The following is a 26,042-nucleotide window of genomic DNA, read 5'->3' as shown; positions in this document are numbered from 1 at the left end:
CCACATTGACGTTGCTGAAACCGGTCAATCTTTCATTCACCTTGCTGCGCGAAGCTCCATGACAGGCCCCGCGGCCCGCGATCCCCGGCATGGAGCATGAGGAATGACGATCCCCAACGGCTATTCGGAGGTGAACTACAAGGCCCTCCTGCCCGATGACGCGCCGCTCTGGCACGGCGGTGAGGGCAAGATCACCTATTCCTACGCCTACGAGATCCCGGACGACTACTCGGCCGACCTGCAGTACCGGATCGGCGATTACGCCTATGCGCCGGACACCAGCCCGACCCTGCAACAGACGCAGATGGAGCTGATCGAGGTCGCCGTGGCGCGGCTCAACGAGGTGGCGAACCTCAACCTCACCCCCGCCGGCGCCGACCTCCTGCCGGGGGAGGAGAACAACGGCGCCATCTTCGGCTCGGGCACCATGCTCAACATCTTCGGCGGCCCGCTCGGCTACGGCGAGATCGTGCTGCCGCGCACCGACGATGCCTATTACGAGTACAGCATCCGCCGGGTGTTCGAGAACGGGATCGACTTCTTCGGCACGAATTATTCCTCGATCTACGTGAACACCAACGGCTCGATCACCTTCGGCAACGGCGTGCTGGCCTACAATGCCCGCTCCCTGTCCCACGGCACCACGCCGATGATCGCCCCTTTCCTCGCGGACATCGACACCCGCGCCGGCGGCACCGGGGCGACCAGCGGCCGGGTCTACCTCGACATCGACACCGAGCGCGACGTGGTCACCATCACCTGGGACGACGTGAACTTCTACGACCGCAACGGCACGCGGCAGAACAGCTTCCAGCTCCAGCTCTTCGACCGCTCCAACGGCGCGGGCAACTTCGACATCGTGTTCCGCTACGAGAACATCGACTGGCTCACCGGCGATGCGAGCAACGGAAACAACGGCTTCGGCGGCATCCTTCCGCGCGCGGGCTTCACCGCCGGTGACGGCAGCTATTTCTACGAGCTTCCCGCCTCCGGCCGCCATTCCCCCCTGCGCGCGCTCGACGAGACACCGGGCAACACCGGCGTCACCGGCATGTGGCGCTTCAACTTCCGCAACGGCGTGGTGACCGACGGCAACCTCACCTTCGGGGCGCTCTCCTTCGACGACGCCTCGGTCTCGGGCGTGAGCTACAATGCCGGAGAGGGCCGCATCGGCGGCGACATCTGGCTCAACGACGACGCGGACTACGGCGGCACGAACTACGCCTGGCACAGCGTGATGCAGAACATCGGTCGCGCGCTCGGCCTCGCCGTGCCGGACGAAACCCTGCAGGGCGCGCATAATTCCGCCGCCTTCACCCTGATGTCGGACCGCGGCCTGCCCTCGCAGCAGGATCTCGACCTGCTGCAGCAGTATTTCCCGGCAACACCGATGCTCTACGACATCCAGGCGCTGCAATCGGCCTATGGCGCGAATCTCTCCACCCGCCTTGGCGACGACGTGTATTTCGCCGAAGGCTCGGGCACCGGCTTCGAGATCGGTGACGGCGGCAATCTCGTCGCCACGATCTGGGACGCCTCGGGCGAGGACACGTTCAGCGCCGAAGCCCAGACCAGCCGCGCCGTCATCGACCTGCGCCCCGGGTCCTTCTCGACCATCGGTTCGGTCGCCAACAACGTCTCCATCGCCCTGGGCGTGCGCGATTCCGGCGCCCGCTCCGCCTGGATCGAGAACGCCATCGGCGGTTCGGCGGGCGACGTGATCTCCGGCAACGGCGTCTCGAACACCCTGCGGGGCGGCGGTGGCGGCGACCGTATCCACGGCGGCAACGGCGATGACACCATCTTCGGCGACGAGGGCGACGACATCCTGCGCGGCGCCAACGGCGAGGATACGATCACCGACGGCACCGGCCGCGACCGCCTGTTCGGCGGCTACGGCGACGACGTGTTCATCTTCGTGAAGGATGACGAGGTCGATGCCCTGCGGGACTACGAGGACGGCATCGATACCATCGTCTTCTCCGGCCATGAGGGCAACGGCTTCGAGGACATGCGCTTCGTCGATCTCTCGCCCGGCGTGGTGCGCATCGTCTACGATGGCCAGTTCATCTTCATCACCGGCCTCGGCGGAGACCTGGAGGCGGCGGATTTCGACGCCGGAGACTTCCTCTTCCAGTAGCGAGCGCGGGGCCCGGCGCGGGTTCAGTAGAGGTGCACGCGCCCGCCCGGCCGCGCGGCGAGGCACAGCCACTCGTAGACATGATCTGCCACCGAGCGGAAACAGATCAGCTCGAACATGTCGGGCCCCGTGCACCAGAAGGCCACGGCGACAGAGCCGAGCCGGGTGCGGCGCAGGTCCCCCGGCCCGAAGGCCCGGGGTGCGAGGTCGACCGGCGCGCCCTTGGCGAGCACCTCCCGCGCGCCGGCGCCGGAGATGCGGAACCGGCTGCGTGCGGACGACAGATCGAGGGCAAGGAAATGCTCGCCCGCCAGCCGCTCGGTAATGCCGGCGGCGATGCCCGCCGCCTCCCCGGCCTCGCAGATCAGCATCAGCTCGTCCGGCGACATCCACAGCACCGAGCCGCGCGGCCCGCTCTCCGCCCGCCGGACTTCGGGCACCCGGAGGCCCACCGCCCCCTGCACCGCCGAGAGGATGGCGCCCGAGCGCAGCGTGCCGCGCAGGGTGACCATGCCGGTGGGCCCGGCCTCCTCGATCAGCGCCTCGCCGGAAAAGCGGCGCAGCGCGGCCTGTGCCATGTCAGACATCCTGGCGGCTCCCTTCCTTGTCGAAGAAGCAGGGCGAGACGATGCGGGCATGCATGGTGAGCGAAGACGACACCGGAAAGTCGATCACCTCGCCCATCCGCGCCAGCCCGTCCTCTATCAGCCCCAGCGCGATCGGCCGCCCCAGCGTGGGCGAGCGGTAGGTCGAGGTGACGTGGCCGATGGCCCGCGGCCGCCCGTCGGGCCGCGTCCCGGAGGTGGCATGCGCACCGTCGGGGAGCTGGTCGCTCGGATCCACCGTCTCCAGTCCCACGAGCTGCTTGCGCCCGGCGCCGACGAGGTAGCTGCGCTCCAGCCCGCGCTTGCCGATGAAATCGGGCTTCTTCTTCGACACCGCCCAGCTCATGCCGAGATCGTGCGGGGTCACGGTGCCGTCGGTCTCGTCGCCCACGATGATGAAGCCCTTCTCGGCGCGCAGCACATGCATCGCCTCGGTGCCGTAGGGCACGGCACCGAGCCCGATCAGCCGCTCCCAGAGCTCGGCACCCCGCGCGGCCGGAACCGCGACCTCGAAGGAGAGCTCGCCCGAGAAGGAGATCCGGTGCACGCGCACCGGGAAGCCGCCGAGCACGCCCTCGGCGGAGCTGAGGAACGGCAGCCCCTCGCGCGAGACATCCATGCCGCCGAGCGCCTCGAGCACGCCGCGCGCCTTCGGACCGGCCACCACGAACTGGGCGAACTGCTCGGTGACATTCGCGGTGTAGACCTGCAGGTCCCACCACTCGGTCTGCAGCCACTCCTCGAGGTGACCGTGCACCCGTTCGGCGCCGCCGGTGGTGGTGTGGCACAGGAAGGTCCCGGCATCGAGGCGCACCACGACGCCGTCGTCGAAGACGAAGCCGTTCTCGGTGCACATAAGCCCGTAGCGACAGCGGCCGGGCTTCAGCGTCGACATCACGTTGGTGTAGACGAGGTCGAGCAGCTTTCCGGCGTCGGGCCCCTTCACGATGATCTTGCCCAGCGTGGAGGCGTCGAGCACCCCCACCGCCTCGCGCACGGTGAGCACCTCGCGCACCACGGCATCTTCCGTGCTCTCGCCGGCGCGCGGACAGGCGTAGACCCGGCGCCAGTCGCCCACCGGCTCGAACACCGCCCCCACGGCCTCGGCCCAGGGGTCGGTGGTGGTGCGGCGCACCGGGCGGAAGAGCGGGCCGCGCGCCATGCCGGTGATCGCGCCGAAGGACACCGGGGTATAGGGCGGGCGGAACGTGGTGGTGCCCACTTGCGGGATCGGTTGACCCAACGTGTCAGCAAGTACCGCCAGCCCGTTGATATTGGAGAGTTTTCCCTGGTCCGTCGCCATGCCCAGCGTGGTGTAGCGCTTGGTGTGCTCCACGCTCTCGTAACCCTCGCGCGCGGCGAGCTGCACGTCGGAGACCTTCACGTCGTTCTGGTAGTCGAGGAAGGCCCTGGCGCGCAGTTCGGGCCCGGCATGCAACGGCATGATCCAGACCGGCAGCAATGGCGCCTCGGCCGTGCTGTCGGCACGGGGAACGGCCTCGTCGCCGGGGCGCTGCCCCACCTCCTCGGCCGCGCGACGGCCGATGGCCGCCGCGTCCGCCAGCACCTCGCCGGTGAGCAGCTTCCCCGCGGCCGTGCCGGCGGCGAGGACGAAGCCCGCCCCGTCGGCCCCGGTGGGCGGACGGTCCGGATCGGGAATGAACATCGCGTTCGCCTCGTCCCAGCCGAGCTTGCCGCCCGAGTGCGACCAGAGGTGCACGACCGGCGACCAGCCACCGGACATCGCCACGGCGTCGCAGGCGATCTCCTCGATCACCGAGCCCTGGCCGGCGAGCGCGCAGAGCTGCACCGCCTCGACCCGCTTCACGCCCTTCACGCCGGAGAGGGCACGGCCGAACTCGACCCGCAGGCCGAGGGCGCGCGCATCGGCCACGAGCTGCGAGCTCGGGTTCGCCCGCACGTCGACGATGGCCGGCACGTCGAGCCCGGCCTTCTTCAGCGCAATGGCCGTGCGGTAGCCGTCGTCGTTGTTGGTGAGCAGCACGGTGCGCGCGCCGGGAGAGACGGCGTAGAGCGCCAGATGATCGCGGATCGCGGAGGCCAGCATCACGCCGGGCACGTCGTTGCCCGGGAAGGACAGCGGCCGCTCGATGGCACCGGTGGCCGTGACGACCCTGCCCGCCCGGATGCGCCACAGGCGCTGGCGCGGCGCTTCGGCACCCGGGGCATGGTCGGTGAGCCGTTCCACGCCCAGCACATAGCCGTGGTCGTTCACCGCCGCGGCGGCGAAGCGGCTGCGCAGGGTGACGTTCCCGCGCGCAGCGAGCGCGGCGACCTCGGCCGCGACCCAGTCGGCGGCGGGCAAGCCATCGATCTCCGGCCCGTCGACCAGCGCCCGGCCGCCCCAGTGCGCGGCCTGCTCCACCAGCATCACACGCGCCCCGCCCGCGGCGGCCTGGCGCGCGGCGGCGAGCCCGGCGATGCCGCCGCCCACCACCATCACGTCGAAGAAGGCATGCACCTGCTCGTAGCGGTCGGCGTCCGGCTCGCGCGGCGGGCGGCCGAGGCCGGCGGAGCGGCGGATCACCGGCTCGAACAGGTGCTTCCACGCGGCGCGGGGGTGGATGAAGGTCTTGTAGTAGAACCCGGCGGGCAACAGGCGGGAGAGCTTCGCGTTCACCGCGCCCACGTCGAAGGCAAGGCTGGGCCAGCGGTTCTGCGATCGTGCCTCCAGCCCCTCGAAGAGCTCGGTCACCGTGGCGCGCTGGTTGGGCTCGAAGCGCGCCCCGCTGCCGATGCCGTAGAGCGCGTTCGGCTCCTCCGGGCCGGAGGCGACCGGACCGCGCGGGCGGTGATACTTGAAGGACCGGCCCATCAGCATCTCGCCCGCGCCCATGAGGGCGGAGGCGAGCGTGTCGCCGCGATAGCCGGAGAGCTTGCGCCCGTCGGCCCGGAAGGAGACCGGGAACTGGCGGTCGATCAAGAGCCCGCCGCGGGGCAGACGCGCGCTCATGCGGAAGCCTCCCAGCCGGGGCGGCGGGCGCGGATCATGGCGAGGATCTCCTCGGGCGGCGCGGAGACCCGGGCGGAATAGGTGCCGAACACCTCCAGCGTGGCGGTGCAGCGCGCGGCGTGAAACCACTTGCCGCAGCCGAACGCGTGGCGCCAGCGCTCGAAATGCACACCGCGGGGGTTCTTGCGGTCGAAGAGATAGGCGGTGAATTCGCCGTCTTCCGAGCCCGGGCCGAAGCGCTTCAGGTGCGCCTCGCCGCCCGGGTGGAATTCGGTCTCCTCACCGGTGACACCGCAGCACGGACAGGTGAGGATCAGCATGACGGCCTCCGCGAGGCGGGGCCGCGCCGCATGTCACTGGGTGTCGACGTCCGGCAGGTCGATGGTGATGTCGGCATCCTGCTTCTCGAAGCCGCCGTTGTAGGCGTAGAAGCCGAGCCCCACCACCGCGACGACAAGCGCGCCGACGATGAACGACAGTCCGGAACCGCGATTACCGGTAGCCATGAGTTTTTCTCCGTCTCGTTACCGTTGCACATCCCAACGCACGAAACGGAAAGTGGTTCCGCCTCACCGGTTTGCCGACCGCGCCTCATATCGCCTGCCCCCATGCTGCCGCCTCGTCTCCCAGCCGGGCCCTGCCCGGACTTGCCTGCCGGGCGGTGCCCGGCTCGTCCTGCCGTCCGCAACCGCGGCACCTCAGTGCGCCACCGCGGCGGCCACGCTCTCGTCGATCATCCGGCCTTCGGCGAAGCGCTCGAGGCCGAAGGGGCCGGAGAGCGCGTCCGGCTCGCCCTTCGCCACCGTGGCGGCCATGCCCCAGCCCGAGCCGGGGATGGCCTTGAACCCGCCGGTGCCCCAGCCGCAGTTCACGAAGATGCCCTCCACCGGGGTGCGGCCGATGATGGGCGAGCGGTCGCCGGTCATGTCGACGATGCCGCCCCATTGCCGCAGCATCTTCAGCCGGCTGATGATGGGGAAGGTCTCGACCAGCGCGCTCACCGTCTCCTCGATGTGCTGGAAGGAGCCGCGCTGGGTGTAGTTGTTGAACCCGTCGGCGCCGCCGCCGATCACCAGCTCGCCCTTGTCGGACTGGCTCATGTAGCCGTGCACGGTGTTGGCCATCACCACGACGTCGATCACCGGCTTGATCGGCTCGGACACCAGCGCCTGCAGCGCCACCGATTCCACCGGCAGGCGGAAGCCCGCCATCTCCGCCAGCACGCCCGAGTGCCCGGCCACCACGATGGCGAGCTTCTTGCAGCGAATGGCGCCGCGGCTGGTCTGCACCCCGCGCACCCGGCCGCCGGCGGTGTCGATGCCGGTCACCTCGCACTGCTGGATGATGTCCACCCCGAGGTCGGAGGCGGCACGCGCATAGCCCCAGGCCACCGCGTCATGCCGGGCGGTGCCGCCGCGCGCCTGCCAGAGCCCGCCCAGCACCGGGTAGCGCGGGCCGCCGGTCTCGAGGATCGGGCAGAGCTCCTTCACCCGGGCGGTGGAGACCATCTCGGTCTCGATGCCCTGCAGGCGGTTGGCGTGCTCGGCACGGCGGTAGGCGCGCAGCTCGTGCTCGGTCTGGGCGAGCATCAGCACGCCGCGCGGGCTGAACATGATGTTGAAGTTGAGCTGCTGGGAGAGGTCTTCATAGAGGCTGCGCGCCTTCTCGAAGATCGCCACCGAGGGGTCCTGCAGGTAGTTGGAGCGGATGATGGTGGTGTTGCGCCCGGTGTTGCCACCGCCGAGCCAGCCCTTCTCCAGCACCGCGACATTCTTCACGCCGTGGTTCTTCGCGAGGTAATAGGCCGTGGCCAGCCCGTGGCCGCCCGCTCCCACCACGATCACCTCGTATTCCGCCTTCGGGTCGGGCGAGCGCCAGGCGCGCTCCCAGCCCTGATGGTAGCGCATGGCCTCCCGGGCAATGGCGAAGACGGAATAGCGGCGCATGAGCGACTCCCCTGTTAGGCGCGGCGATCCTCCCGCGCGCGGGCAGGTTGCGCAAGCCTCTCGCGGCGCGGGCCGCATCCGATGTGGTACCAGCCGGGCGCCGGCGGCAGGCGCCGCTTTCCGGCACTCCGCCCGCCAAACCCGACAGGACCAGCCCGGCCGCACCGGCCGGGCTGCGCGCGCAGCCGGGATGCGGCGTTCGCGCCCCCGCCCGATGGCGCGTTCGTGCATTGAAGGCGGACAGGCGGAAGGATAGGTTCGCGCGCGACGGAACACGACGCATGGCCCCCCGGGGCGGATTGGGAGAGACATGGCGCTCTGGCTCAGCATCGCAGTGATAACCCTGCTCGGGCTCGCGTGGATCGCGCGGCCATTGCTCGGCCGGGCGCGCGATGCGGAGGCGCGCGCCGAGTACGACAAGCGCGTCTACCGCGACCAGATGGCCGAGATCGAGCGTGACCGCGCCCGCGGCGTGCTCGATGCCGAGGAGGCCGAGGCCAGCCGGGCCGAGGTCGGCCGCCGCCTGCTCGCCGCCGACACCGCCGCGGCGCGCGGCCAAGCCGGCCCCGTGCGCGCACCTGCCGGGATCTCTCGCGCGCTCGCCTTCGGGTTGGTGGTGATCGTGGGGCTCGGTGCCGTGGGCCTCTACGCCCGGCTCGGCACGCCGGCGCTGCGCGACCAGCCGCTGGCCGAGCGCCAGGCCGCCCGCCCGGGGCAGGACCGGATCGAGGCCATGCTCGCCGAGGCCGGTCTCACCCCCGAGACCCCGCAGACCGAGGAGACCGCCCAGCTCACCGACCTCGTCGGCAAGCTGCGCGCCGTGCTCTCCGAGCGCCAGGACGACGAGCGCGGCCACCGCCTGCTGGTGGGCGCCCTCGCCCAGCTGCACCGCTATTCCGAGGCCCGCGTGGCCCAGGCGCGGGTGGTCGAGCTCGCCGGTGACCGGGCGAGCGTGCGCGAATACGCCGACCTCGCCGAGCTGATGATCCTCGCGGCCAACGGCTATGTCTCTCCCGAGGCCGAGCAGGCTCTCGCCGCCGCCCTGGAGGCCGACCCCGCGGACCCCGCCGCCCGCTACTACGCCGGCCTCGCCATGGCGCAGAACGGCCGGCCCGATGGCGCCTGGCAGCTCTGGACCGCGCTGCTGCGCGAGGGCCCGCCGGACGCGCCCTGGATCCAGGCCATCGCCCGCCAGCTCCCGCCGCTGGCCGAGGCTCTCGGCCGTGCGATGCCGCAGATCCCGGACGCGCCAGCGACGGATGCGCCCCTGCCCGGCGCGCAGGGCGCCCTGCCCGGTCCGGATGCCGAGGCCATGCGCAACGCCCGCGACATGGACCCCGAGGCCCGCACCGAGATGGTGCGCGGCATGGTCGACGGCCTGTCGCAGCGCCTCGCCACCGAGGGCGGCAGCCCGCAGGAATGGGCCCGGCTCATCCGCTCGCTCGGCGTGCTGGGCGAGACCGAGCGCGCCGCCGCCATCTGGACCGAGGCCCGCGACACCTTCGCCTCCAACCCCGAGGCGATGACCGAACTGCGCGCCGCGGCCGAAGCCGCCGGCGTGGCGGAGGCGGGCCAGTGAACGCGGAGATCTTCGAGGACGTGGCCGGGCTCGCCCCCCGGCTCGCGCCCGGTGCGGCCCTCTTCGCGCTCGACCTCGGCGACAAGACCATCGGCATCGCGGTCTCCGACACGCTGCGCTCCATCGCGACGCCGCTCACCACCATCCGGCGGAAGAAATTCGGGGTCGACGCCGAAGCCCTGCTCGCACTCGCCGCCGAGCGGCGCATCGGCGGGCTCATCCTCGGCCTGCCGCGCAACATGGACGGTTCCGAGGGTCCGCGCTGCCAGTCCACCCGCGCCTTCGCGCGCAACCTCTCGCGCCTCACCGAGATCCCCATCGCCTTCTGGGACGAGCGGCTGAGCACGGTGGAGGCCGAGCGCATGCTCATCGCCAACGACACCTCGCGCCGCCGCCGGGCCGAGATCATCGACAATGTCGCTGCCTCCTACATCCTGCAGGGCGTGCTCGACCGGCTGGCCTTCCTCTCCCGGCAGGAGGGGTGATGTCGGACGAGGTCTGGAAACGCGCCGAGATCGAGAGCCCCTGCGTGAAGATCTGCGTGATCCACCCCGGCGCGCAGATCTGCACCGGCTGCCTGCGCAGCCTCGACGAGATCGCCGGCTGGTCTGCCCTGCCGGCCGCGGAGCGCCGGCGCATCATGGAGGAGCTCCCCTCCCGCCGCGCCGCGCTGCGCGCCCCGGAAAACCGCCCCTCCGCCCGCCGCCGCGCGCGCCGGGGCGACTGACGCGACGGCCGGACTCGTCAGCCCGGCGCATCCGCGCTAGTCTCTTGCGCGAGGCGATCCGAGGCAACGAGACGGAACCCCCCGCGATGCTGCAACTCCCGCTGATCCTGTCGCTGGCGCTGGCGCTCACCTTCCTTGCGATACGCAACGGAAACGGGGCGCACGAGGCGCAGACGCCGCTGGTGTTCTTCGCCGCGGTGCTGGCCGGCGCCGCGCTCTCGGCGATGCTGTTCCAGCTCCAGGCGGCGCGGCGGGTCACCCGCGGCGTGCTGGCCTGGGCCGGGGTCTTCGCCTGTCTCGCCACGGCGCTGATCTGGCGCGAGCGCATCGAGGAGACCGCCCGCGCCTTCGCCGCAGCCCCCGCGCCCACCGCAGCACTTGCCGCGAGCGCCGGCGAGGTGGAGCTGGTCCGCGCCTGGGACGGGCATTTCCGCGCCATCGCCGAGGTGGAGGGCCGCTCCGTCGCCCTGCTCGTGGACACCGGCGCCTCGCTGGTGCTGCTGCGCCACGACGATGCCGAGCGCATCGGCCTCGACATGAGCGGGCTGCAATACACCATCCCCGTCACCACCGCGAACGGCCGCTCCTACGTGGCCCCCGTGGTGCTCTCCTCCGTGCGCATCGGCGACGTCGAGCTGCGCGAGGTGCGCGGCGCCGTGGCCGAGGAAGGCAAGCTGCAATCCTCACTGCTGGGCATGAGCTTTCTCGAGGGCCTCTACGAGACCACCATCCGCGGCAACCGCATCCTGATCCGCCAGTAACGCGCTCAGGCGGCGCGGCTCTCCACGCAGCCGAGGGCGTCGCGCACCAGTTCCGGCCCGGCGCCGGGCAGGTGCGCACCCTCCGAGAGCATGCGCCGCCACTGCCGCGCCCCGGGCCGGCCGGAGAACAGCCCCAGCATGTGCCGGGTGATCTGGTTGAGCCGCGTGCCCGCGGCGCATTCCGCCTCGATGTAGTCGAGCATGGCGAGCACAGCCTCCTCCGGGCCCCGGCCGCCGCCGGGCCGGCCGGTCACCAGCGCGTCGATGCCCGGCAGGATGCGGCCGGGATCGTGGTAGGCGGCGCGCCCGATCATCACCCCGTCGAGCCCCGCCGCGAGCGCGTCCGCCGCCGTGTCCAGCGCGGTGATGCCGCCGTTGAGCGAGATGTGAAGCTGCGGAAAGCGCGCCTTCATCCGGTGCACGATGCCGTAGTCGAGCGGCGGGATGTCGCGGTTTTCCTTCGGGCTCAGGCCCTCCAGCCAGGCCTTGCGGGCATGGATGGTGAAGGCGTTGCAGCCGGCGTCGGCCACGCGGGCGAGGAAATCGGGCAGCACCACTTCCGGGTCCTGCTCGTCCACCCCGATGCGGCATTTCACCGTCACCGGCACGCCGGGCACCGCGGCGATCATCGCGGCCACGCAGCGCGCCACCAGATCGGGCTCGCGCATCAGGCAGGCCCCGAAGGCGCCGGACTGCACCCGGTCCGACGGGCAGCCGACGTTGAGGTTGATCTCGTCATATCCGGCCGCGGCCCCGATGCGCGCGGCCTCGGCCAGCGCGTCGGGCTCCGACCCGCCGATCTGCAGCGCCACGGGGTGCTCGCAGGCGTCATGGCGCAGCAGCCGCTCCCGGTCTCCGTGGATGAGCGCGGCCGCGGTGATCATCTCGGTGTAGAGCACCACCTCCCGGCTCATCAGCCGGTGCAGGTAGCGGCAATGCCGGTCGGTCCAGTCCATCATCGGGGCGACGGATAGGCGGGCGGCCCTTGATATGTCTCGTTTTTTAATTTTATCAGCCACTTAGAGACACCTACAGTTCGTCGCATTTCCGCTCATTATGGACCAAACCCGTCGATTTTGACCCTGGATTTGGTCCTGTGGACCAAATACAATTTCGTGGACCAAACGGGGGACCATCATGGGCTCGATCACCACACGCAAACGCAAGGATGGAAGTCACAGCTACAGGGCACGCGTACGAGTGATGCGCGAAGGCACCGTCTATCACGAGACGAAGACTTTTGACAGACGCCCAGCAGCAGCCGCCTGGATAAAGAAACGCGAGAAAGAGCTAGCAAAACCTGGTGCCCTGGAAGGGCTGAACGCATGCGACCCTCCGCTGTGCAAAGCGATCGAGCGCTACACTGAAGAGACGGTGAAGGACATCGGTCGCACAAAGGCGCAGGTCCTCAGGACCATCGCCACCTACCCGATCGCCGATCTGCCCTGTTCCACCATCAAGTCGAAGGATATCATCGAGTTTCTTCAGTCATTGCCCGGACAACCTCAAACAGTCGGGAACTACGCGAGCCATCTCGCCTCCATATTCGCCATAGCACGACCGATGTGGGACTTTCGCCTGGATGACCGGGAAATGAGAGACGCGATCACGGTCGCGCGCCGCATGGGGATCATCTCCCGTTCCGCGCAGCGAAACCGTAGACCCACCCTTGATGAACTCGACCGGCTGCTGACCTACTTCATTGATCGGCGCGAAAGAGCACCGCAGGCCATGCCCATGCACAAGGTGATCGTTTTCGCTCTCTTCTCGACGCGCCGACAGGCAGAGATCACCCGTCTCACCTGGGATGACTTCCAGAAAGAGCACAAACGCATTCTGGTCCGTGACATGAAGCATCCCGGCGAAAAGCTCGGCAACAATACTTGGGTCGATTTGCCCAAGGAGGCCATTCAGATCATCGACAGTATGCGCAAGAGCAAGGCTGAGATCTTCCCCTACTCCCCGGACGCGATCACGGCCAACTTCACACGCGCTTGCAAGCTGCTCGGGATCGAAGATCTGCACTTCCACGATCTGCGCCACGAAGGCATTTCTCGGCTGTTCGAGATGGGTTGGAACATTCCCCATGTCGCAGCGGTCAGCGGACACAGGTCATGGACCAGCCTAAAGCGTTACACGCACATACGAGAAAGTCGCGACAAATATGCAGACTGGCTGACCCTGCGACACGCTATCAACCAAGAGTAAGTCCGCGCGCCGTCTTAGGTTGCAAGCGGCCTTTCAGTCCTTGTCGAACTGTCCCTGCGTCACGGCGATGAAATTTTCCATATGAGGACTAACATGTTTTTTGGCTGGTCGCAGCTGGCTTGCTCACGGTCCAGCACATCAAATCCTAAACAGCACCAATCCGTAAGTGCAGGCTTTAAAGGGGGACAGGTCACCGTTGCTGAGCGCCTTCGTCTGCCATAGCCACGCAGTGACGTGGCATCACGCGCCCCGGGCGGCCTATGTAGATGACAGTGAAGATGAAATGGGAGGTCGCGACGCCCGCGAGCCTCCGCTTCCGATCGGCTCACCTTGATCCGGCGGCGAGCAGCGCCTTGAAGTTCGCGACGTCCCGTTTTGGCGGACATCCAATGGTCCGGCCATAGTCCCGGCTGAATTGCGACGCGCTCTCGTAGCCGACGTGATGCGCGGCCTGAGAAACGCTCGCGCCCTCCGTAACCATCAGCCGGCGGGCCTCTATCAGCCGCAGGTGCTTCTGGTACCGGACCGGACTCATCGAGGTTATCTCCTTGAAGTGATGGTAGAATGAAGACGAACTCATGCCGCACTTCCTCGCGAGGTCCTCAACCCTCAGGGTTTCGCTGTAGTGGCCGCGGATGAAGTGAATGGACCGGGCAATCCGTTCGGCATAGTTCTCAGGCAACGTGATCTTCGCCACCTCGCTGCCATAGGGTCCGGTCAGAAGAAAATAATAGAGCTCGCGCATCGCAGCCGGGTAGAGCACGGGCACCGGGTCCGGCATCATGGTCATCCTGCACAGCCGGGCCACGCAATCCGCGAGGAATTGATCGACCTCTCCCACAAAGACGCACGGCACCGGCTCGACGGGCGGCACCGGCGGGCTCTCGATCTTGCGCAGCACGTCTCTGAGTTCGGCGACGTCGAAGTCGATCATCACCCCGATGTAGGGGTCGGCGACCGATGCACCCACCATCCTGCCGCTGGCGGGGATCTCGGCGCTCACCAAAAGGCACTGCATCTCGGCATAGTGCAGGCAGGTGTCGCCGAAGTAGATTTCCTTGTTGCCCCTGAGCACAACGCAGAGCGACGGCTTGTAGAGATTGTGGATGGGCAGCCTGTCCTGGAATGCGCGCACGATGTGGATACCGGGAAGCGGCGTGCTGAACCGGCCCTGGCCGCCGCCCCGCGACTCGATGAAATCGAGAGCAGCCGACATGAGCCAAGCCGGTGTGCGCCCGGTCCGGGCCGGGCCCTGCCGGGTGGTCTCGTCCAAAGCCTGAGACATGCGCGATTCCACTGAACTGCAGTTGCGTTTCATCACAACCATAGCATCGCGCCATCTTGTTACGCATCGCCATCAACCGCCCGGATCAGCACATCTTGGTGACAGCGGGCGGCAACGGGCCGGCGTCCGGCCCACCAGCCGTCGTGGAAGGCACCCCGGGATCAGCCGTAGCTGCCTCCGCTGAGCTCCTCGAGCCAGGTCCACAGCGCGGCACTCGCCTCGGGATCGAGCGCCGCCTCGCGCATGTCGTTCTCTCCCGGCGGGCCGCTTCTCATTGGCCCGCCGGTCGGTCCGTAGTAGTGGCCGCCCTGCGCCTCGGGCCAAGTGGTCGCGAAAAGAAGCGGCACCGCGCCCTCCTCGGCCGGGGGGAACATCGCGCCCATGGTCCTGAGGCGCCGCCCCTCCATGCTGTTGGGTCCGGGGCCGTCGGGGATAAGGTGCGTCCGCGCCACGCCGGGATGGGCCGCGACGCTGGTGATGGCCCAGCCCGCCGCCCTGCTCCGCCGCTCCATCTCGATCGCCAGTTCCATGGCGGCGAGCTTGGTGTAATTGTAGGCGGCGCCGTAATCGTAGGGGTCGGGCAGCCGCATGGTCTCGAAATCCAGAGGCTCGCGCGATGCGCGGGAACTCGACACCCAGACCACCCTTGTCTGCGACCCGTCGCGCATCAGCGGCATCAGCTGCCCCGTCATCGCGAAATGGCCCAGCGTGTTGGTCGCGAACACCCGCTCGTGGCCGTCCTCGCTCAGCTCCATCGAGAGCCGTCCCATCACACCGGCATTGTTCACGAGCATGTCGAGTGGCCTGCCCTCGCTGTTCATGCGCTCGGTAAAGGCGTTCACCGAGGCCAGATCGGTCAGGTCGAACTGTTCGAACCGAACCTCCGAATCCGGCGCGGCCTCGCGGATAAGGCGCACGGCCTCGGCGCCGCGATCCGCCTTGCGGGAGGCGATGGTCACATCCGCACCCGCCCGGGCGAGCTGCAACGCCGTGTGATAGCCCAGGCCGCTGATATCGCCCATCGGATAGCCGTTGCCGCCGGTCACCAGGGCATAGCGCCCCGCCTGGGACGGGATGTTCGCCACACCCCAGTCCTGAGCCTGCGAGGGCGACGAACATCCGACCAGCAGGGTCGACCCGGCGGCGACCGCCGAGGATTGAAGGAACCGCCGGCGCGACAGCCCCGGTCGTTCGTTTGACGATGATAACGGCACGGAACCGCGACCTAATTTCCGCTGCATGGCTGGTCTCCTTGGCTTGAGACCCAAGGTAGAAACCGTCCTTCACGGCTACGATGCCGGATACCCCGGAAAACTTGCCTGATTCTCCGACTGGCGATAGGCCGCCGGGTCAACACTCCACACCGGGCGGGAGACATCTATCACCTCCGTCGAGGTTCGCGCTCAGACATGCGGTCGTATCACGCTGTCATGTTCCACAATCGAGCATGAAACAGCTATGGGATTTCACCCTTGGCAATGCTGGCTACAAGAAACCGGAGAGCATGATGTTGGCCATGGTCGGGCCGTCTCTGGCGGCGAAAGTCTTCCCATCCATACGCTCGTCCAGACGGATTAGTCCCTGGTCTTCCAACAGAAGATGACTCCACTCTGCATCGGGTTTTCTGGACGCACTGCCCGCGACAGGCCTTTTCGATGCCGTGACACCAGAAGACGTTGAGCAGAACGGTCTCGCGAAACAAGCGGTGGGTGCACATTCGGATTACGGCCCGTTCCTGAAAGGTCTCGCCGGCCATACGCCGCCACCTCGTCGAAATGGCTGCAGATCGCGGTGGTCTCAGTGATGATGATGATGCCGTCGTGTGGACTCAGTGCCGGAAGCTCACCGCGCGGGTTAATCGCGGTCCTGTAGGAGGGCTAGCGGTTCTCCAGCACCGCTCGGTCGATCGTCTCGACGTCAAAGCTCAGCCCCGCGGTTCATGGACGAACAGACAACGGTCACGAAGCTCGGGCAAGGCTGACAGGATATGTTGAGTGTTATGCCTGCCCTCGGTGCGCGCTGTCGCCGGTCCGCTTCTCACCACTTGATTGCTCCCCGCGCTTCGAAAAAGGTACTCTTCGGGCCATCCGCGCCGGATTTTCGGCTGATCGAGTCGCAACGGCTCCTGCTGGCCGAGTGAAAAAGAGTCACCTGCCATTCCAGCCTTGCGGGCTAAGAGACGCGATAGGACGCATGGTCGATCCCGGTGGTGCCGCGTTTAGTCAGCTTGAGCGAATTGAGCTCATACTCGTTCTAAGCTCTGAGATCGGCAACCCGATCGCCCTTCCCAGCGGCCTTTAATTCGTAGAGCATGGTAGCCTATTCGCAGGAACGGCGAGCGAGACCGGCGCAAGTAATCTGCTCTGAGGAGACGCATTGCGTGTCAGGGGGTTAACCTTGCCGACGGAGGATCATACCGCCATGGTGGAGCGTATTCTCGTCCACGAAGGTGCCATCGGCGGTGAAACCGGTATCATCCCAATACAGGATATAGTTTCCCTTCACCTCGTAGCGCCCCTGATAGGCGCTCTCGCGGGTGCCGCGCGCTTCGTCGTAGCGCCCGTTGGGCAAAAGCTCGTGGCGGACCCTGTCGTCGTCGGTGTGCCACATCCCGACATAGGGATGAGAGGCGCTTTCGCCGGCCGCCGAACCCCGGATGTCGGCCGGTGCCTGCGAGGTCAGTCCGAATACTACACTGGCGCCAAGGGCGCTACGGAATGCAGATCTGGTTCTTGTCATCCGTTTTCCTTTCTGTTGCGGAGGCCGGTACGTCCCGGCTCATCCCTGCTGCCCTTGAGGGCGCACGGTGATCTCGTTCACGGCCACATTTTCAGGGCTTTCGATGACATGGCGGACAAGCCGACCGATATCGGCAGGCTGAAGGGCGATTGCGCGATACTCTTCCATGAAGGCCATCGTCTCTTCATGCGTGATCGTCTGCGCCAGTTCGCTGTCGACAACGCCGGGATTCACGCAGGTCACCCGAATGTGGGGACTCTCCTGCCGCAGCCCGTCCGAGATCGCCCGCACTGCAATTTTTGTCCCGCAATAGATGGCCGCCGTGGGCACCACATTCAGAGCTCCGATGGAGGCAATGTTGATGATCTGTCCGGCATTCTGACGGTCCATCGCCGGAAGGACCGCGCCGATGCCCCAGAGCACGCCCTTGACGTTCACGTCCACCATGCGCTCCCAGTCGTCGTGCTTGCCTGCGGACATCGGCGACAGCGGCATCACGCCAGCGTTGTTCACCAGCACGTCGATCCGGCCCCAGAGGCCGATGGCGGTGGCGGCGAAGGCGGCCATGTCCTCGCGGCTGGTGACGTCGAGCGCGCAATATTCGGCGGTACCGCCGCTGGCGTTGATGTCCTCTGCAATCGCGGCAAGCCGGTCGGTGCGCCGGGCGCCGAGCAGCAGCCTGGCACCTGTCGCCCCCAGGGCCCGCGCGATGCCTTCGCCGATGCCGCTGGAGGCGCCGGTGATGAGAATGACCTTGTCCATATCTGGCTCCTTCGTTTCGATTTGTCTTGCGACCGAACAGAAGGTGGCGGCGATTGACTGTCGCCTGTAGACCGCCCGAGGTTTATGCGGTGGTTAGCATGACTGGACAATTGCCATGGACCTCAACCTTCTTCCGCTTCTGCTCGCCGTCGCCGAAGAGCGGAATTTCCGCGCCGCCGCCGACCGGATGGGGGTAACGCGCTCTGCCGTCAGCCAGTCGATCCGGCGGCTCGAGGACCAACTTGGCACCGCGCTTGTCCTGCGCACCACCCGCTCGGTCCACCTGACCGAGGCGGGGGCGGCGCTGGTCGCCGCCCTCCAGTCGCCGCTGACCGAGATCGGCGGGGCGCTGGAAGCCGCCCAGGCCCGGGACGTGCCGCACGGGCACCTCAAGCTTACCGCCACCTCAATCGCCGAGCCGTTCCTGTCGGGCCCGCTTCTGGCAGGCTTCGTGCAAAGCCATCCGGAGATAACGGTGGACGTGACGGTGACGGACGGGGAATTCGACATCGTCGCCCATGGCTTCGATGCCGGCGTGCGGCTGGGCGAAGTGATCGAGAAGGACATGATCGCGGTGCCTGTCGGCGGCGACCAGCAAGAGCGCGCCGCCGCCTCTCCGGCCTATCTGGCGCGGTACGATGCGCCGAACCACCCGCGTGAGCTGGTCGACCACCGCTGCATCGGCTGGCGGCGCGCGCCCGAGCTTGCCCCGCATCGCTGGGAATTCGTCGAGAACGGTCAACCCTTCGACGTGGCGGTGAACCAGACCTTCACCACCAACGACCTGCGCCTGATGATCCGCATGGCCATTGCCGGGGCCGGCATCACCTTCGCCCCCGAGGACTGCCTGCGCAAACATTTCGACAACGGCGCGCTCGTTCCGCTGCTGGAAAGGTTCCTTCCGCCCTTTCCGGGCTTCTTTCTCTATTTCCCGCAGCGGCGCAACATGGCCCCCAAGCTGCGGGCGCTGGTGGACCACGTCCGGCGCTTCAGGCATCCAGGGAAGGACGGCGGTTCACGCGCCACGTAATGGCGGTCAGGCGCTCGTCACCGGGAGGGGCTTCGACTGCCTGCTGACGAACCGTCGGGGCGTCTGGCCCAAGGTCCGCTTGAATGCCGCCGTGAACGCACTCTCGGAGGCGTAGCCGACTTCGGCGGCAGCCACCGCGATTGTCAGCCCGGCGCGATCTATTCGCTGCGCCGCCCAGAGCATCCGCCACAGGGTGAGGTAGCCCATCGGCGTCTGCCCAACCAGACGCGCGAAGCGGACCGCGAAGGCTGTGCGCGAGAGGCCTGCTTCCTCGGCAAGTGAGGCAACCGTCCATGAACGGGCGAGGTCGCCTTGCATCGCGGCTAGGGCACGGCGGATGTAGGGGTCCGAAAGCGCGGCCGTCCATCCGAAATGACCCTCCTGCCCTTCCTCGAGGTGGCACCGCATGAGCTCGATCAGTAATATATGTGACAGATGCTCGATTGAACGGGCGCTGCCCGGACGGCGCGATCTAAGTTCCGCAGTTATCCGTGTAACTGCCCAGCGGACCGTCTCTCCGCTGGCGGACCGGTCGTCGGCGCCGGAGCGGATCACGACAACGTCCGGAAGCGACGCCAAGAGGATGTCCGAGGCCAATCCCGACAGCAGGAATCGCGCGCCCGTCATGAAGAAGTCGCCGCCGCCGCGCAGCGTCGCGGTCGCTCCGTGCGACGGTGTGGAGTGGACCGCTTCGGCAGGTTCCCCCTGACGGGCGCCCCGCGCGGACAGCACGAAGCCCTTGCCATGCGGTAGCATCACGCAATCCCCCTCTCCCAGCCAGATGCGTGAACCGGCCCCCTCGAGCGTCAGCCAGCAACCGCCTTTCATGACCGCGTTACACTTCAGGCCGGCATGTGGTGCATAACCAATGGACCAGTTGCCGCCGGCATCCAGGCCCGCCGCGACGCAATCTTGTGGTCTCAGCAGCTCAAGCACGTCTGAAAGCGGGTCGAACAAAACTTCTGCCATCGACAAGTCCTGAACGATCGCGACATTTTTGCGAACAGTCTCACATAAATAGTTCGAGGAAAAGCCATATCTGGGCATCGTAGATCACAAGGAGACCCGAAATGAACGAACCTCATCCCTTTCCCGCCCGCGCCCGGTTCTGCATCGCCGCATTTGCCGCGGCTGTCTTCATCGGTTCCCCGCTGCAGGCGCAGGACGCCCAGATGGACCTGCCCTTCGAGGTCATCGTGTCCGAGGCTACCGAAGATGCAGCCGCTGCCCACGAGGTTGCCGCCGCCCGCGCCGACTGGCTGGAGGCTTTCGCGGCACAAGACCTCGAGCGAATGATGTCCTTCTACGTCGAAGACATCTATTCTTACGATCTCATGGCCGCGCCTACCGAAGACGGTCTTGCGATGGCGTTCGATGGCGAGGCGATCTGGCGGCAGAACTGGGTCGCCTTCTTCGAGATGTTCGAAGACGATCTTGTCGTTTCGATCGACGATCTGACTGTCTATCAGCAGGGTGATCTGGCGACCGTGCGTGGGTTGACGCGCTTGGAAGGCACAATTGTAGACGGCCCTTTCGTCGACATGTGGACGCGGGAAACGAACGTCCTGCGCCGGGTGAACGGCCGCTGGCTGGTACTGCACGATCACGTTTCGGTCCCAATCGATTTCTCGACGGGACGGGCGCTTACAGACCTTGTGCCAAGCGATCGCTGACCATCGCGCCTAAGACACACAGACAATGGAAGACAATATGATCCTGTTGACCACTCCCACCGGAGACATCGGTCACCGCGTGCTTGGCCGGCTGCTCGACGCCGGCACACATGTCCGCGTCATCGCGCGTGATCCACTCAAACTGTCGATGGACAACCGCATAGACGTCATTCAGGGGTCGATGTCAGACGCTGACACCATCGCGCAGGCGCTGCCGGGCGTGACGCGCGTGTTCTGGCTGCCCCCCGGTGACCCGAGCCTCCCATCCGCGAGAGCCGCCTACCGTGGGGTCTCGCAGGCCTTTTGCGACGCTCTTCCGGGGTCGGAGGTCACGCAGGTGGTCACCATCTCCGCCCTCGGCCGCGGTTGGCCCAAGCCTGCCGGGCTTGTCACCGCGACGCTGGAGGTCGACGACATGATCGCTCGGACGGGCGTGCACCTGCGCGCCCTGACCTGCGCCTCCCTCATGGACAACTTCGCGCGGCAGATCGAACCCATCCGGGCCACGGGCATGTTCTACCAGCCGACACCCGGCGACAAGAAGCTGCCGCATGTCGCCAAGTCCGACGTGGCACGCATCGCGGCGGATCTCCTGCTCGATACCGGCTGGACGGATGTCCAGGAGCTTCCGCTCCTGGGTCCGGAGGACCTGTCGTTCGACGAGATGGCAGACATTCTGTCAGAGGCTCTGGGCCGTCCGGTCAAGGCGGTGGAGATAAGCATGTCGCAATTCGAGGAGATGATGCGAGGACTCGGTGCAAGCGAGGGCATGGCGCAGGCCTACGTGGAGATGCTGACCGCCAAGAATGAGGGGATCGACACCCTCGACATGACTGCCTCGCGTCGGACAACCCCGACCACATTTCGCGAATGGTGCGACCGCGAGTTCCGCACGCTAATCGGAGAAATCTAGCCTTGGTTCGCCCCGAGTGCGAGATCATAGCATACTCCACAGGCGCGGTCGGGCTCCGACCGCACCTGCCTTGGCGCCCCGCCACGGGTCACCAAGGCTCGATCCCGTCATGGGTCAGGAAACCGCCGGTCGTGCCATCGGCCCGCAGCGCTGCCGCGACAGAGGCGCGGGCGCCCTCCCGGGGCGACTGTGCGCCTGGCCCGCCGCCGTTCAGATCGGTGGCCGTAAACCCCGGTGCGACGGAATTGACCGCGATCCCGGTCCCCGCAAGTTCCTTGGCCAGCAGGATGGTCGCCATGTTCAGGGCTGCTTTGGAGCAGTTGTAGCCCGTAAGGCGAACGGCATCGAACTCCCAATCCGGGTCGCTGTGACGGGACAGGGAGCCAAGACCGCTGGAGACGTTCACGATCCTGCCCGCCGGCGCCTTCCTGAGCAGCGGGAGCATGCTCTGGATGATCTCGAGCGTCGAAAAGAAATTCACCTCGAACAGGTCGCGGACCTGCGCCAGGTCGGCCGCGCCCGGCGGACCATCCCCGACTACGCCGGTTCCGGCATTGTTCACCAGGACGTCGAGGCGACCGAAGGTCGACCGGATCTGCTCGGCCGCGCTGTCTCGGGACGTCGCATCCCGGATGTCTAGCGCGATCGGTCGAGCGTCGATCCCCTCTGATCCGAGCCGGCCCGCAGCCTCGTCGCCGCGACCTGCATCGCGCGAACCGATCAGGACCGTGTGGCCTTCCAGACCGATCTGACGCGCAGTCTCAAACCCTATGCCCTTGTTCGCCCCGGTGACGAGGACGACAAGTCCTGTGCTCTGAGCCATATCGCTCTCCTCTTGCTGTCTTGCGTTGAGAAGCAGATATATGAGCAAACCCTCAGCTTGGTTACTCGCATATGACGCTCATCCCGCCGACACGGTTAAAGCCCCGCAAGAACCCCGTTCAGGCCCGTGCCAAGGCGACTGTCGACGCCATCTTCGAAGCGACGGCTCAGGTTTTGCTGAGCGAAGGGCTGGCCCGACTGACCACGAACCACGTGGCGACGCGCGCCGGGGTGTCGATCGGCACGTTGTACCAGTACTTCCCCGGCAAGGAGGCACTGCTCTACGCGCTGGTCGAGCAGCTTCTGGATCAGGTTGCCTGCCAGATCGAAGAGGCCTGCGCCGCGGCCGAGCGGCCTACGCTGGACGACTGCGCAGCGCTGTTCGTCGAGACGTATTTCGCGGCGAAGACGGGCGACCCCGAAAAGGCCCGCGCGCTTTATCTGGCCTCGTCGCACCTCGAGATGAGCGCGCTGGTCTCCCGCACAATCGTCAGGCTTCAGGATGCAGCGGCGCAGATGTTGCGCCGCTGCCCGGAGGTCCGTGCCGCCCCACCCGACGAGGTCGTGACCTGCTGGGTTGCCGTCGTCACGGGCGGCACTCGGCAGATTCTCGAAGACACGAACTCTGCCATGCTCCTGCCGGGATTTCACATCGAGCTCACCCGGCTTTCCAGCGCCTACCTCAGGTCCGCTTTTTCAAGCGGTCCGAAGCGTTCTGACGGGTGACGCTGGCCATCTCCGCCCTGCCCTGACCGGCTACAGCAGCCCTTCCTGCCGGGCCTGGTGCACCGTTCGCACTGTCGGCGTGAAGCTGAGGCTGCGGGCCAGCGACCCGTCGACATGCAGATACCACGGGTTGCTCAGGGGCTCGGCCTTCGGCTCCATCTTCGCCCCCGAGAGGCTGACAAGCTCGAAGACCGACAGCGGCGCCTCGTCGGTGATGTTCACCACGCGGCCGTCAAACCTGCCGTCCAGCGCAAGTAGCACCGCCGTGGCGATGTCGCGATGGTGAACCGTGCTCATGCGCTGCGCCGGGTGCCAGTCTCCGACATGTTTGGGCAGCGCCTCCAGATGCCCGTCGCCGTCCCCGTAGACGAAGGGAAAACGCAGGACCGCCCAGGTCAGGCCGCTCTCGCGCAGCGCGGTCTCGGCCGCCACCTTGCTTGCAGGATAGGCGTGTTGCGGATCGACCGGGTCGCTCTCCTGCCCTGGATGCGGATTGTCCGCGTCGTAGACGTGGCTGGTACTCGATAGGATGAACCGGGCGTCGGGCGCATGGGCTTGAACCGCCGCGATCAGGTTGCGGGTGCCGTCGAGGTTGCTCTTCCAGATCATGTCAGTGTCCGTTGTGCGGAACACCGCGGCAAGGTGCACGACAGCCGTCACGCTCTGTACCGCCTCTGCCAGGGAGCTGGGATCGAGTATATCACCACGCGCGGCTGTGAACCCGTCCGGGCAGGGTTTGCCCTCGCGCAGGAGAAGGCGGCAGTCGTGGCCCGCGTCGCGCAGCCGGGGGCTCAGGCGCGCGCCGACAAGGCCGGTGGCACCGGTGATCAGGATCGTCATGGGATCAGTCCTTTTTCAGAAGGGATTGCAGGTTCTCTGTGGCCGCCCGGAGGACCCGGGCGGCGGTTTCAAGATCGGCGGGATCGGCGCCGCCGAAGGCCGCGTCATGGATGAAGGTCAGGTCCGGAAGCTCCTGCCACAGCGCATGCCCCGCCGGGGTCAGGGACAGCAGGCGCTGGCGCTGATCCGTGCCGTCGGCGGATTGCGCCACCAGGTCCTTGCGCACCAGCGTTGTCACGATGCCGCTCAGCGTCGCGCGTTCGAGTTCCAGCTTCCGCCCCAGATCACGCTGCACGGTCGGGCCCGACTGCGCCAGATGCCAAAGTACATACCACTGGGTCGAACCCAGATCGAAGGGCCGCAGGGTGGCATCCATCACCGCCCGCCCCGCCATGTAACAGCGTTTCGCCCATGCGCCGACTGCTGCGTCTTCATCGGCCCCGGTCATCGTGTCGGATTCGGTCATCGGTCCGCCCACTCATAATGTTCGCTACCATGCGATAATTGATAGGTAGCGAACGAATGTCAAGGGCCGGCCCCTTAATCGGCATCGCGACATACCGCCCCAGACTTACATCTCCGGTTTCACGGCCCTTAGCGTGTCGACAAAGGCCAGCAAGGCCGAGGGCATGTGCCGGTTCAGGGGGGAATACAGCGCCAGCCCGTCGATCGGCGGGCACCAATCCTCCAGAACCGTGCACAGCCGCCCGTCGCCCAGGAAGGGCTCGGCGAAATGCTCGGGCAGATAGGCGATGCCCTCCCCGCCGCGGCGGCCTCTGCCAGTAGGTCGTTGTCGTCCAGGGTCTGCGTGCCGTGACCGTCCAGACCGACCTCGCTGCTCCTCCTCGAGAACTCCGAGCGATAGCGTTTGCCACTGGGCAGGCGCTGCCTGGACACCGGCATCGAACCCCTGTCCCACGATATCGACGAGCCAGCCTTCGGACACCAGATCAAGTTCGACCTCCGGTCATTGCGCAAGGGACAGCGGGACAACCGCCGCAGCAGGATGCGGGCGCCGCTCTTGTTGGCGTTGATCCGCAGAAGACCGCTCGGCCTGCCGCGCGCCGCTGACAGCGCGTCGAGCGCGTCGTACAGATCCCGAAAAATCGAACCGAGCCGGTCGAGCAGGTCGGCCCTTGCCTGGGTGGGCGAAACGCTTCAGGTCGCGCGGATGAGCGGGCAGTCGCACAGCTTCGACTTCAGCCCGGTGATGGCATGGATCAGCTTAGAGCGCGACACCCCAAGGACATCTGCCGGTTTCACCAGCGGCTCGGCTTTGTTGCGCAAAGAGCGTGGAGCCCGGACCTCCCCTTTCCCCAGACGCACTTACCCCATGGGCTCGGTGACAGGTATGCCGAGCGCGGTGTAGCCGTTCAGGTCGGCAGCGCGGATCTGGAGTTCGGCAACTTGGCGATCGAAGTCACGTGCCATGAGGCTCTGCCCCAGTGACTTCACACAATGCATCTTCGTCTCGGCGCGGCTACGGCGGTGGTATCCGCTCCATTTTCTCCAGATTGCACGGCCGAGGTATTTCGATGTGCGCAGTGCCTCGTTCCGGGCGATGGCGCCGGGCGTCGAAGGCTTCCACGGTTTCGCGTTCCTGCGTGGCGGTATGACTGCATAGGCGCCACGGTCGGCGACGGCGTCATGGCACTTGCGGGTGTCGTAGGCACCATCCGCGGTGACAGAGCCGAGTTCCACCTCAGCGGGGATCTGATCAAGCAGCTCGGGCAGCATCGGCGCGTCACCAACGTTGCTGCCAGTGATCTCGATAGCTCTGATCTCCAGCGTCTGTTCGTCGACGCCGATGTGGATCTTGCGCCACAGACGGCGTTTCGCGCCGCCATGCTTGCGCGCATGCCACTCGCCTTCGCCCTCCGCTTTGATGCCTGTGCTGTCGATCAGCAGGTTCAGCGACCCGTGCGAGCCTCTGTAGGGGATGGACACGGACAGGGTTTTCTGGCGCCGGCTCAAGGTGCTGAAGTCCGGCACCGCCCAGTGGAGGCCGACCAGGCGGAGCAGGCTCTCCACGAAGCCGGTCGTCTGCCTGAGGGGCATGCCAAATAGCACTTTCATCGTCAGGCACGTCTGGATCGCGGCATCGCTATACTGTGGCTGCCTGCCTCGCCTGCCGGTTGGCGGCGGCACCCACACCATGTCCGGATCGAACCAGATCGTCAGGGAGCCGCGCTGCTTCAGCGCTTCGTTGTAGGCCGGCCAGTTCTGGGTCTTGTAGCTCGGCGGCATGGGTCTGCTCATGCAAGCCAGCTACCACGCTGGATTCGTGAGATGAATCCCCTTCAGCCTTTGCG

At 66.9% G+C, this 26,042-nt stretch carries 26 protein-coding genes; 10 read left to right on the top strand and 16 right to left on the bottom strand.

Going from position 1 to position 26,042, the window contains the following annotated elements; genetic code table 11:
- The first annotated feature begins 103 nt into the window (after positions 1–103).
- Complete coding sequence (locus tag D3P35_RS11475) at positions 104–2,140, top strand: nidogen-like domain-containing protein (RefSeq protein ID WP_118134862.1); 2,037 nt, start codon at positions 104–106, stop codon at positions 2,138–2,140.
- Between the two features lie 23 nt (positions 2,141–2,163).
- Here the strand turns inward: D3P35_RS11475 and D3P35_RS11470 are convergent, their stop codons facing one another.
- The 5 genes from D3P35_RS11470 to D3P35_RS11455 form a co-directional block, all read right to left on the bottom strand.
- Entirely contained in the window at positions 2,164–2,727 is a 564-nt protein-coding gene (locus D3P35_RS11470; RefSeq protein ID WP_118134861.1) for a sarcosine oxidase subunit gamma, read from the bottom strand.
- Positions 2,720–5,719: a sarcosine oxidase subunit alpha family protein gene (locus D3P35_RS11465; protein ID WP_118134860.1), complete on the bottom strand. Its 3,000-nt coding sequence runs from the start codon at positions 5,717–5,719 to the stop codon at positions 2,720–2,722. The genes D3P35_RS11470 and D3P35_RS11465 overlap by 8 nt, the downstream gene beginning before the upstream one ends.
- Entirely contained in the window at positions 5,716–6,039 is a 324-nt protein-coding gene (locus D3P35_RS11460) for a sarcosine oxidase subunit delta (RefSeq protein ID WP_118134859.1), read from the bottom strand. Before D3P35_RS11460 ends, D3P35_RS11465 begins: the two co-directional genes overlap by 4 nt.
- A gap of 33 nt (positions 6,040–6,072) precedes the next feature.
- Complete coding sequence (locus tag D3P35_RS26530) at positions 6,073–6,225, bottom strand: hypothetical protein (RefSeq protein ID WP_198670582.1); 153 nt, start codon at positions 6,223–6,225, stop codon at positions 6,073–6,075.
- 192 nt (positions 6,226–6,417) lie between these two features.
- Positions 6,418–7,665 carry a sarcosine oxidase subunit beta family protein gene (locus D3P35_RS11455; protein ID WP_118134858.1) on the bottom strand — a complete coding sequence of 416 codons (1,248 nt, stop codon included), beginning with the start codon at positions 7,663–7,665 and terminating at the stop codon, positions 6,418–6,420.
- Between the two features lie 310 nt (positions 7,666–7,975).
- On the opposite strand from D3P35_RS11455, the gene ccmI reads away from it, so the two are divergent.
- The 4 genes from ccmI to D3P35_RS11435 all read left to right on the top strand — a co-directional run bounded on the left by ccmI (position 7,976) and on the right by D3P35_RS11435 (position 10,732).
- Positions 7,976–9,244 (top strand): c-type cytochrome biogenesis protein CcmI, encoded by a 1,269-nt coding sequence (gene ccmI, locus D3P35_RS26745; protein ID WP_118134857.1) that lies wholly within the window; start codon positions 7,976–7,978, stop codon positions 9,242–9,244.
- Complete coding sequence (ruvX, locus tag D3P35_RS11445; protein WP_232830470.1) at positions 9,241–9,729, top strand: Holliday junction resolvase RuvX; 489 nt, start codon at positions 9,241–9,243, stop codon at positions 9,727–9,729. Before ccmI ends, ruvX begins: the two co-directional genes overlap by 4 nt.
- The gene (locus tag D3P35_RS11440) at positions 9,729–9,971 is read left to right on the top strand and encodes a DUF1289 domain-containing protein (protein ID WP_118134855.1); all 243 of its coding nucleotides are present in this window, start codon (positions 9,729–9,731) and stop codon (positions 9,969–9,971) included. Before ruvX ends, D3P35_RS11440 begins: the two co-directional genes overlap by 1 nt.
- Before the next feature lie 86 nt (positions 9,972–10,057).
- On the top strand, positions 10,058–10,732 hold the full coding sequence (locus tag D3P35_RS11435) for a TIGR02281 family clan AA aspartic protease (RefSeq protein WP_118134854.1): 675 nt from the start codon (positions 10,058–10,060) through the stop codon (positions 10,730–10,732).
- Between the two features lie 5 nt (positions 10,733–10,737).
- On the opposite strand, the gene dusA is transcribed toward D3P35_RS11435, so the two are convergent.
- Positions 10,738–11,691 (bottom strand): tRNA dihydrouridine(20/20a) synthase DusA, encoded by a 954-nt coding sequence (dusA, locus tag D3P35_RS11430; RefSeq protein ID WP_232830469.1) that lies wholly within the window; start codon positions 11,689–11,691, stop codon positions 10,738–10,740.
- A 178-nt stretch (positions 11,692–11,869) separates the two neighbouring features.
- Here dusA and D3P35_RS11425 point away from each other — a divergent pair, with 178 nt between their 5' ends.
- Complete coding sequence (locus D3P35_RS11425) at positions 11,870–12,940, top strand: site-specific integrase (protein ID WP_232830468.1); 1,071 nt, start codon at positions 11,870–11,872, stop codon at positions 12,938–12,940.
- Positions 12,941–13,265: 325 nt separating this feature from the next.
- Here the strand turns inward: D3P35_RS11425 and D3P35_RS11420 are convergent, their stop codons facing one another.
- The 4 genes from D3P35_RS11420 to D3P35_RS11405 form a co-directional block, all read right to left on the bottom strand.
- Positions 13,266–14,213 carry an AraC family transcriptional regulator gene (locus D3P35_RS11420; protein ID WP_232830467.1) on the bottom strand — a complete coding sequence of 316 codons (948 nt, stop codon included), beginning with the start codon at positions 14,211–14,213 and terminating at the stop codon, positions 13,266–13,268.
- 173 nt (positions 14,214–14,386) lie between these two features.
- Positions 14,387–15,466: an SDR family NAD(P)-dependent oxidoreductase gene (locus D3P35_RS11415; RefSeq protein WP_118134851.1), complete on the bottom strand. Its 1,080-nt coding sequence runs from the start codon at positions 15,464–15,466 to the stop codon at positions 14,387–14,389.
- Between the two features lie 1,150 nt (positions 15,467–16,616).
- Complete coding sequence (locus D3P35_RS11410; RefSeq protein WP_118134850.1) at positions 16,617–16,964, bottom strand: Atu4866 domain-containing protein; 348 nt, start codon at positions 16,962–16,964, stop codon at positions 16,617–16,619.
- Between the two features lie 39 nt (positions 16,965–17,003).
- A complete protein-coding gene (locus tag D3P35_RS11405) occupies positions 17,004–17,726 on the bottom strand; it encodes an SDR family oxidoreductase (RefSeq protein ID WP_118134849.1) in 723 nt (240 codons plus the stop codon).
- A gap of 115 nt (positions 17,727–17,841) precedes the next feature.
- On the opposite strand from D3P35_RS11405, the gene D3P35_RS11400 reads away from it, so the two are divergent.
- A complete protein-coding gene (locus D3P35_RS11400; protein ID WP_198670580.1) occupies positions 17,842–18,756 on the top strand; it encodes a LysR family transcriptional regulator in 915 nt (304 codons plus the stop codon).
- A gap of 6 nt (positions 18,757–18,762) precedes the next feature.
- On the opposite strand, the gene D3P35_RS11395 is transcribed toward D3P35_RS11400, so the two are convergent.
- Complete coding sequence (locus D3P35_RS11395; RefSeq protein WP_232830466.1) at positions 18,763–19,803, bottom strand: AraC family transcriptional regulator; 1,041 nt, start codon at positions 19,801–19,803, stop codon at positions 18,763–18,765.
- 23 nt (positions 19,804–19,826) lie between these two features.
- Between D3P35_RS11395 and D3P35_RS11390 the strand changes: the two genes are divergently transcribed.
- Positions 19,827–20,429, top strand: coding sequence for a nuclear transport factor 2 family protein (locus D3P35_RS11390; RefSeq protein ID WP_118134846.1), 603 nt, complete (start codon positions 19,827–19,829; stop codon positions 20,427–20,429).
- Between the two features lie 25 nt (positions 20,430–20,454).
- The gene (locus tag D3P35_RS11385; RefSeq protein ID WP_232830465.1) at positions 20,455–21,342 is read left to right on the top strand and encodes an NAD(P)H-binding protein; all 888 of its coding nucleotides are present in this window, start codon (positions 20,455–20,457) and stop codon (positions 21,340–21,342) included.
- Between the two features lie 88 nt (positions 21,343–21,430).
- Here the strand turns inward: D3P35_RS11385 and D3P35_RS11380 are convergent, their stop codons facing one another.
- Positions 21,431–22,165, bottom strand: a complete 735-nt coding sequence (locus D3P35_RS11380; protein WP_118134844.1) for an SDR family NAD(P)-dependent oxidoreductase — start codon at positions 22,163–22,165, stop codon at positions 21,431–21,433.
- A gap of 71 nt (positions 22,166–22,236) precedes the next feature.
- On the opposite strand from D3P35_RS11380, the gene D3P35_RS11375 reads away from it, so the two are divergent.
- Positions 22,237–22,890, top strand: a complete 654-nt coding sequence (locus D3P35_RS11375) for a TetR/AcrR family transcriptional regulator (protein ID WP_118134843.1) — start codon at positions 22,237–22,239, stop codon at positions 22,888–22,890.
- A 30-nt stretch (positions 22,891–22,920) separates the two neighbouring features.
- Here the strand turns inward: D3P35_RS11375 and D3P35_RS11370 are convergent, their stop codons facing one another.
- The 4 genes from D3P35_RS11370 to D3P35_RS11355 form a co-directional block, all read right to left on the bottom strand.
- Complete coding sequence (locus tag D3P35_RS11370; protein ID WP_118134842.1) at positions 22,921–23,730, bottom strand: NAD(P)-dependent oxidoreductase; 810 nt, start codon at positions 23,728–23,730, stop codon at positions 22,921–22,923.
- 4 nt (positions 23,731–23,734) lie between these two features.
- Complete coding sequence (locus tag D3P35_RS11365; protein WP_232830464.1) at positions 23,735–24,196, bottom strand: MarR family winged helix-turn-helix transcriptional regulator; 462 nt, start codon at positions 24,194–24,196, stop codon at positions 23,735–23,737.
- Between the two features lie 105 nt (positions 24,197–24,301).
- Complete coding sequence (locus D3P35_RS26525) at positions 24,302–24,676, bottom strand: LysR substrate-binding domain-containing protein (RefSeq protein ID WP_198670579.1); 375 nt, start codon at positions 24,674–24,676, stop codon at positions 24,302–24,304.
- Positions 24,677–25,056: 380 nt separating this feature from the next.
- On the bottom strand, positions 25,057–25,989 hold the full coding sequence (locus D3P35_RS11355; RefSeq protein ID WP_118134841.1) for an IS5 family transposase: 933 nt from the start codon (positions 25,987–25,989) through the stop codon (positions 25,057–25,059).
- Positions 25,990–26,042: the final 53 nt, after the last annotated feature.

This window comes from Oceanicella sp. SM1341, assembly GCF_003448965.1.
Lineage (GTDB): Bacteria > Pseudomonadota > Alphaproteobacteria > Rhodobacterales > Rhodobacteraceae > Paroceanicella.
This window is presented reverse-complemented; position numbering and strand designations above follow the sequence as displayed.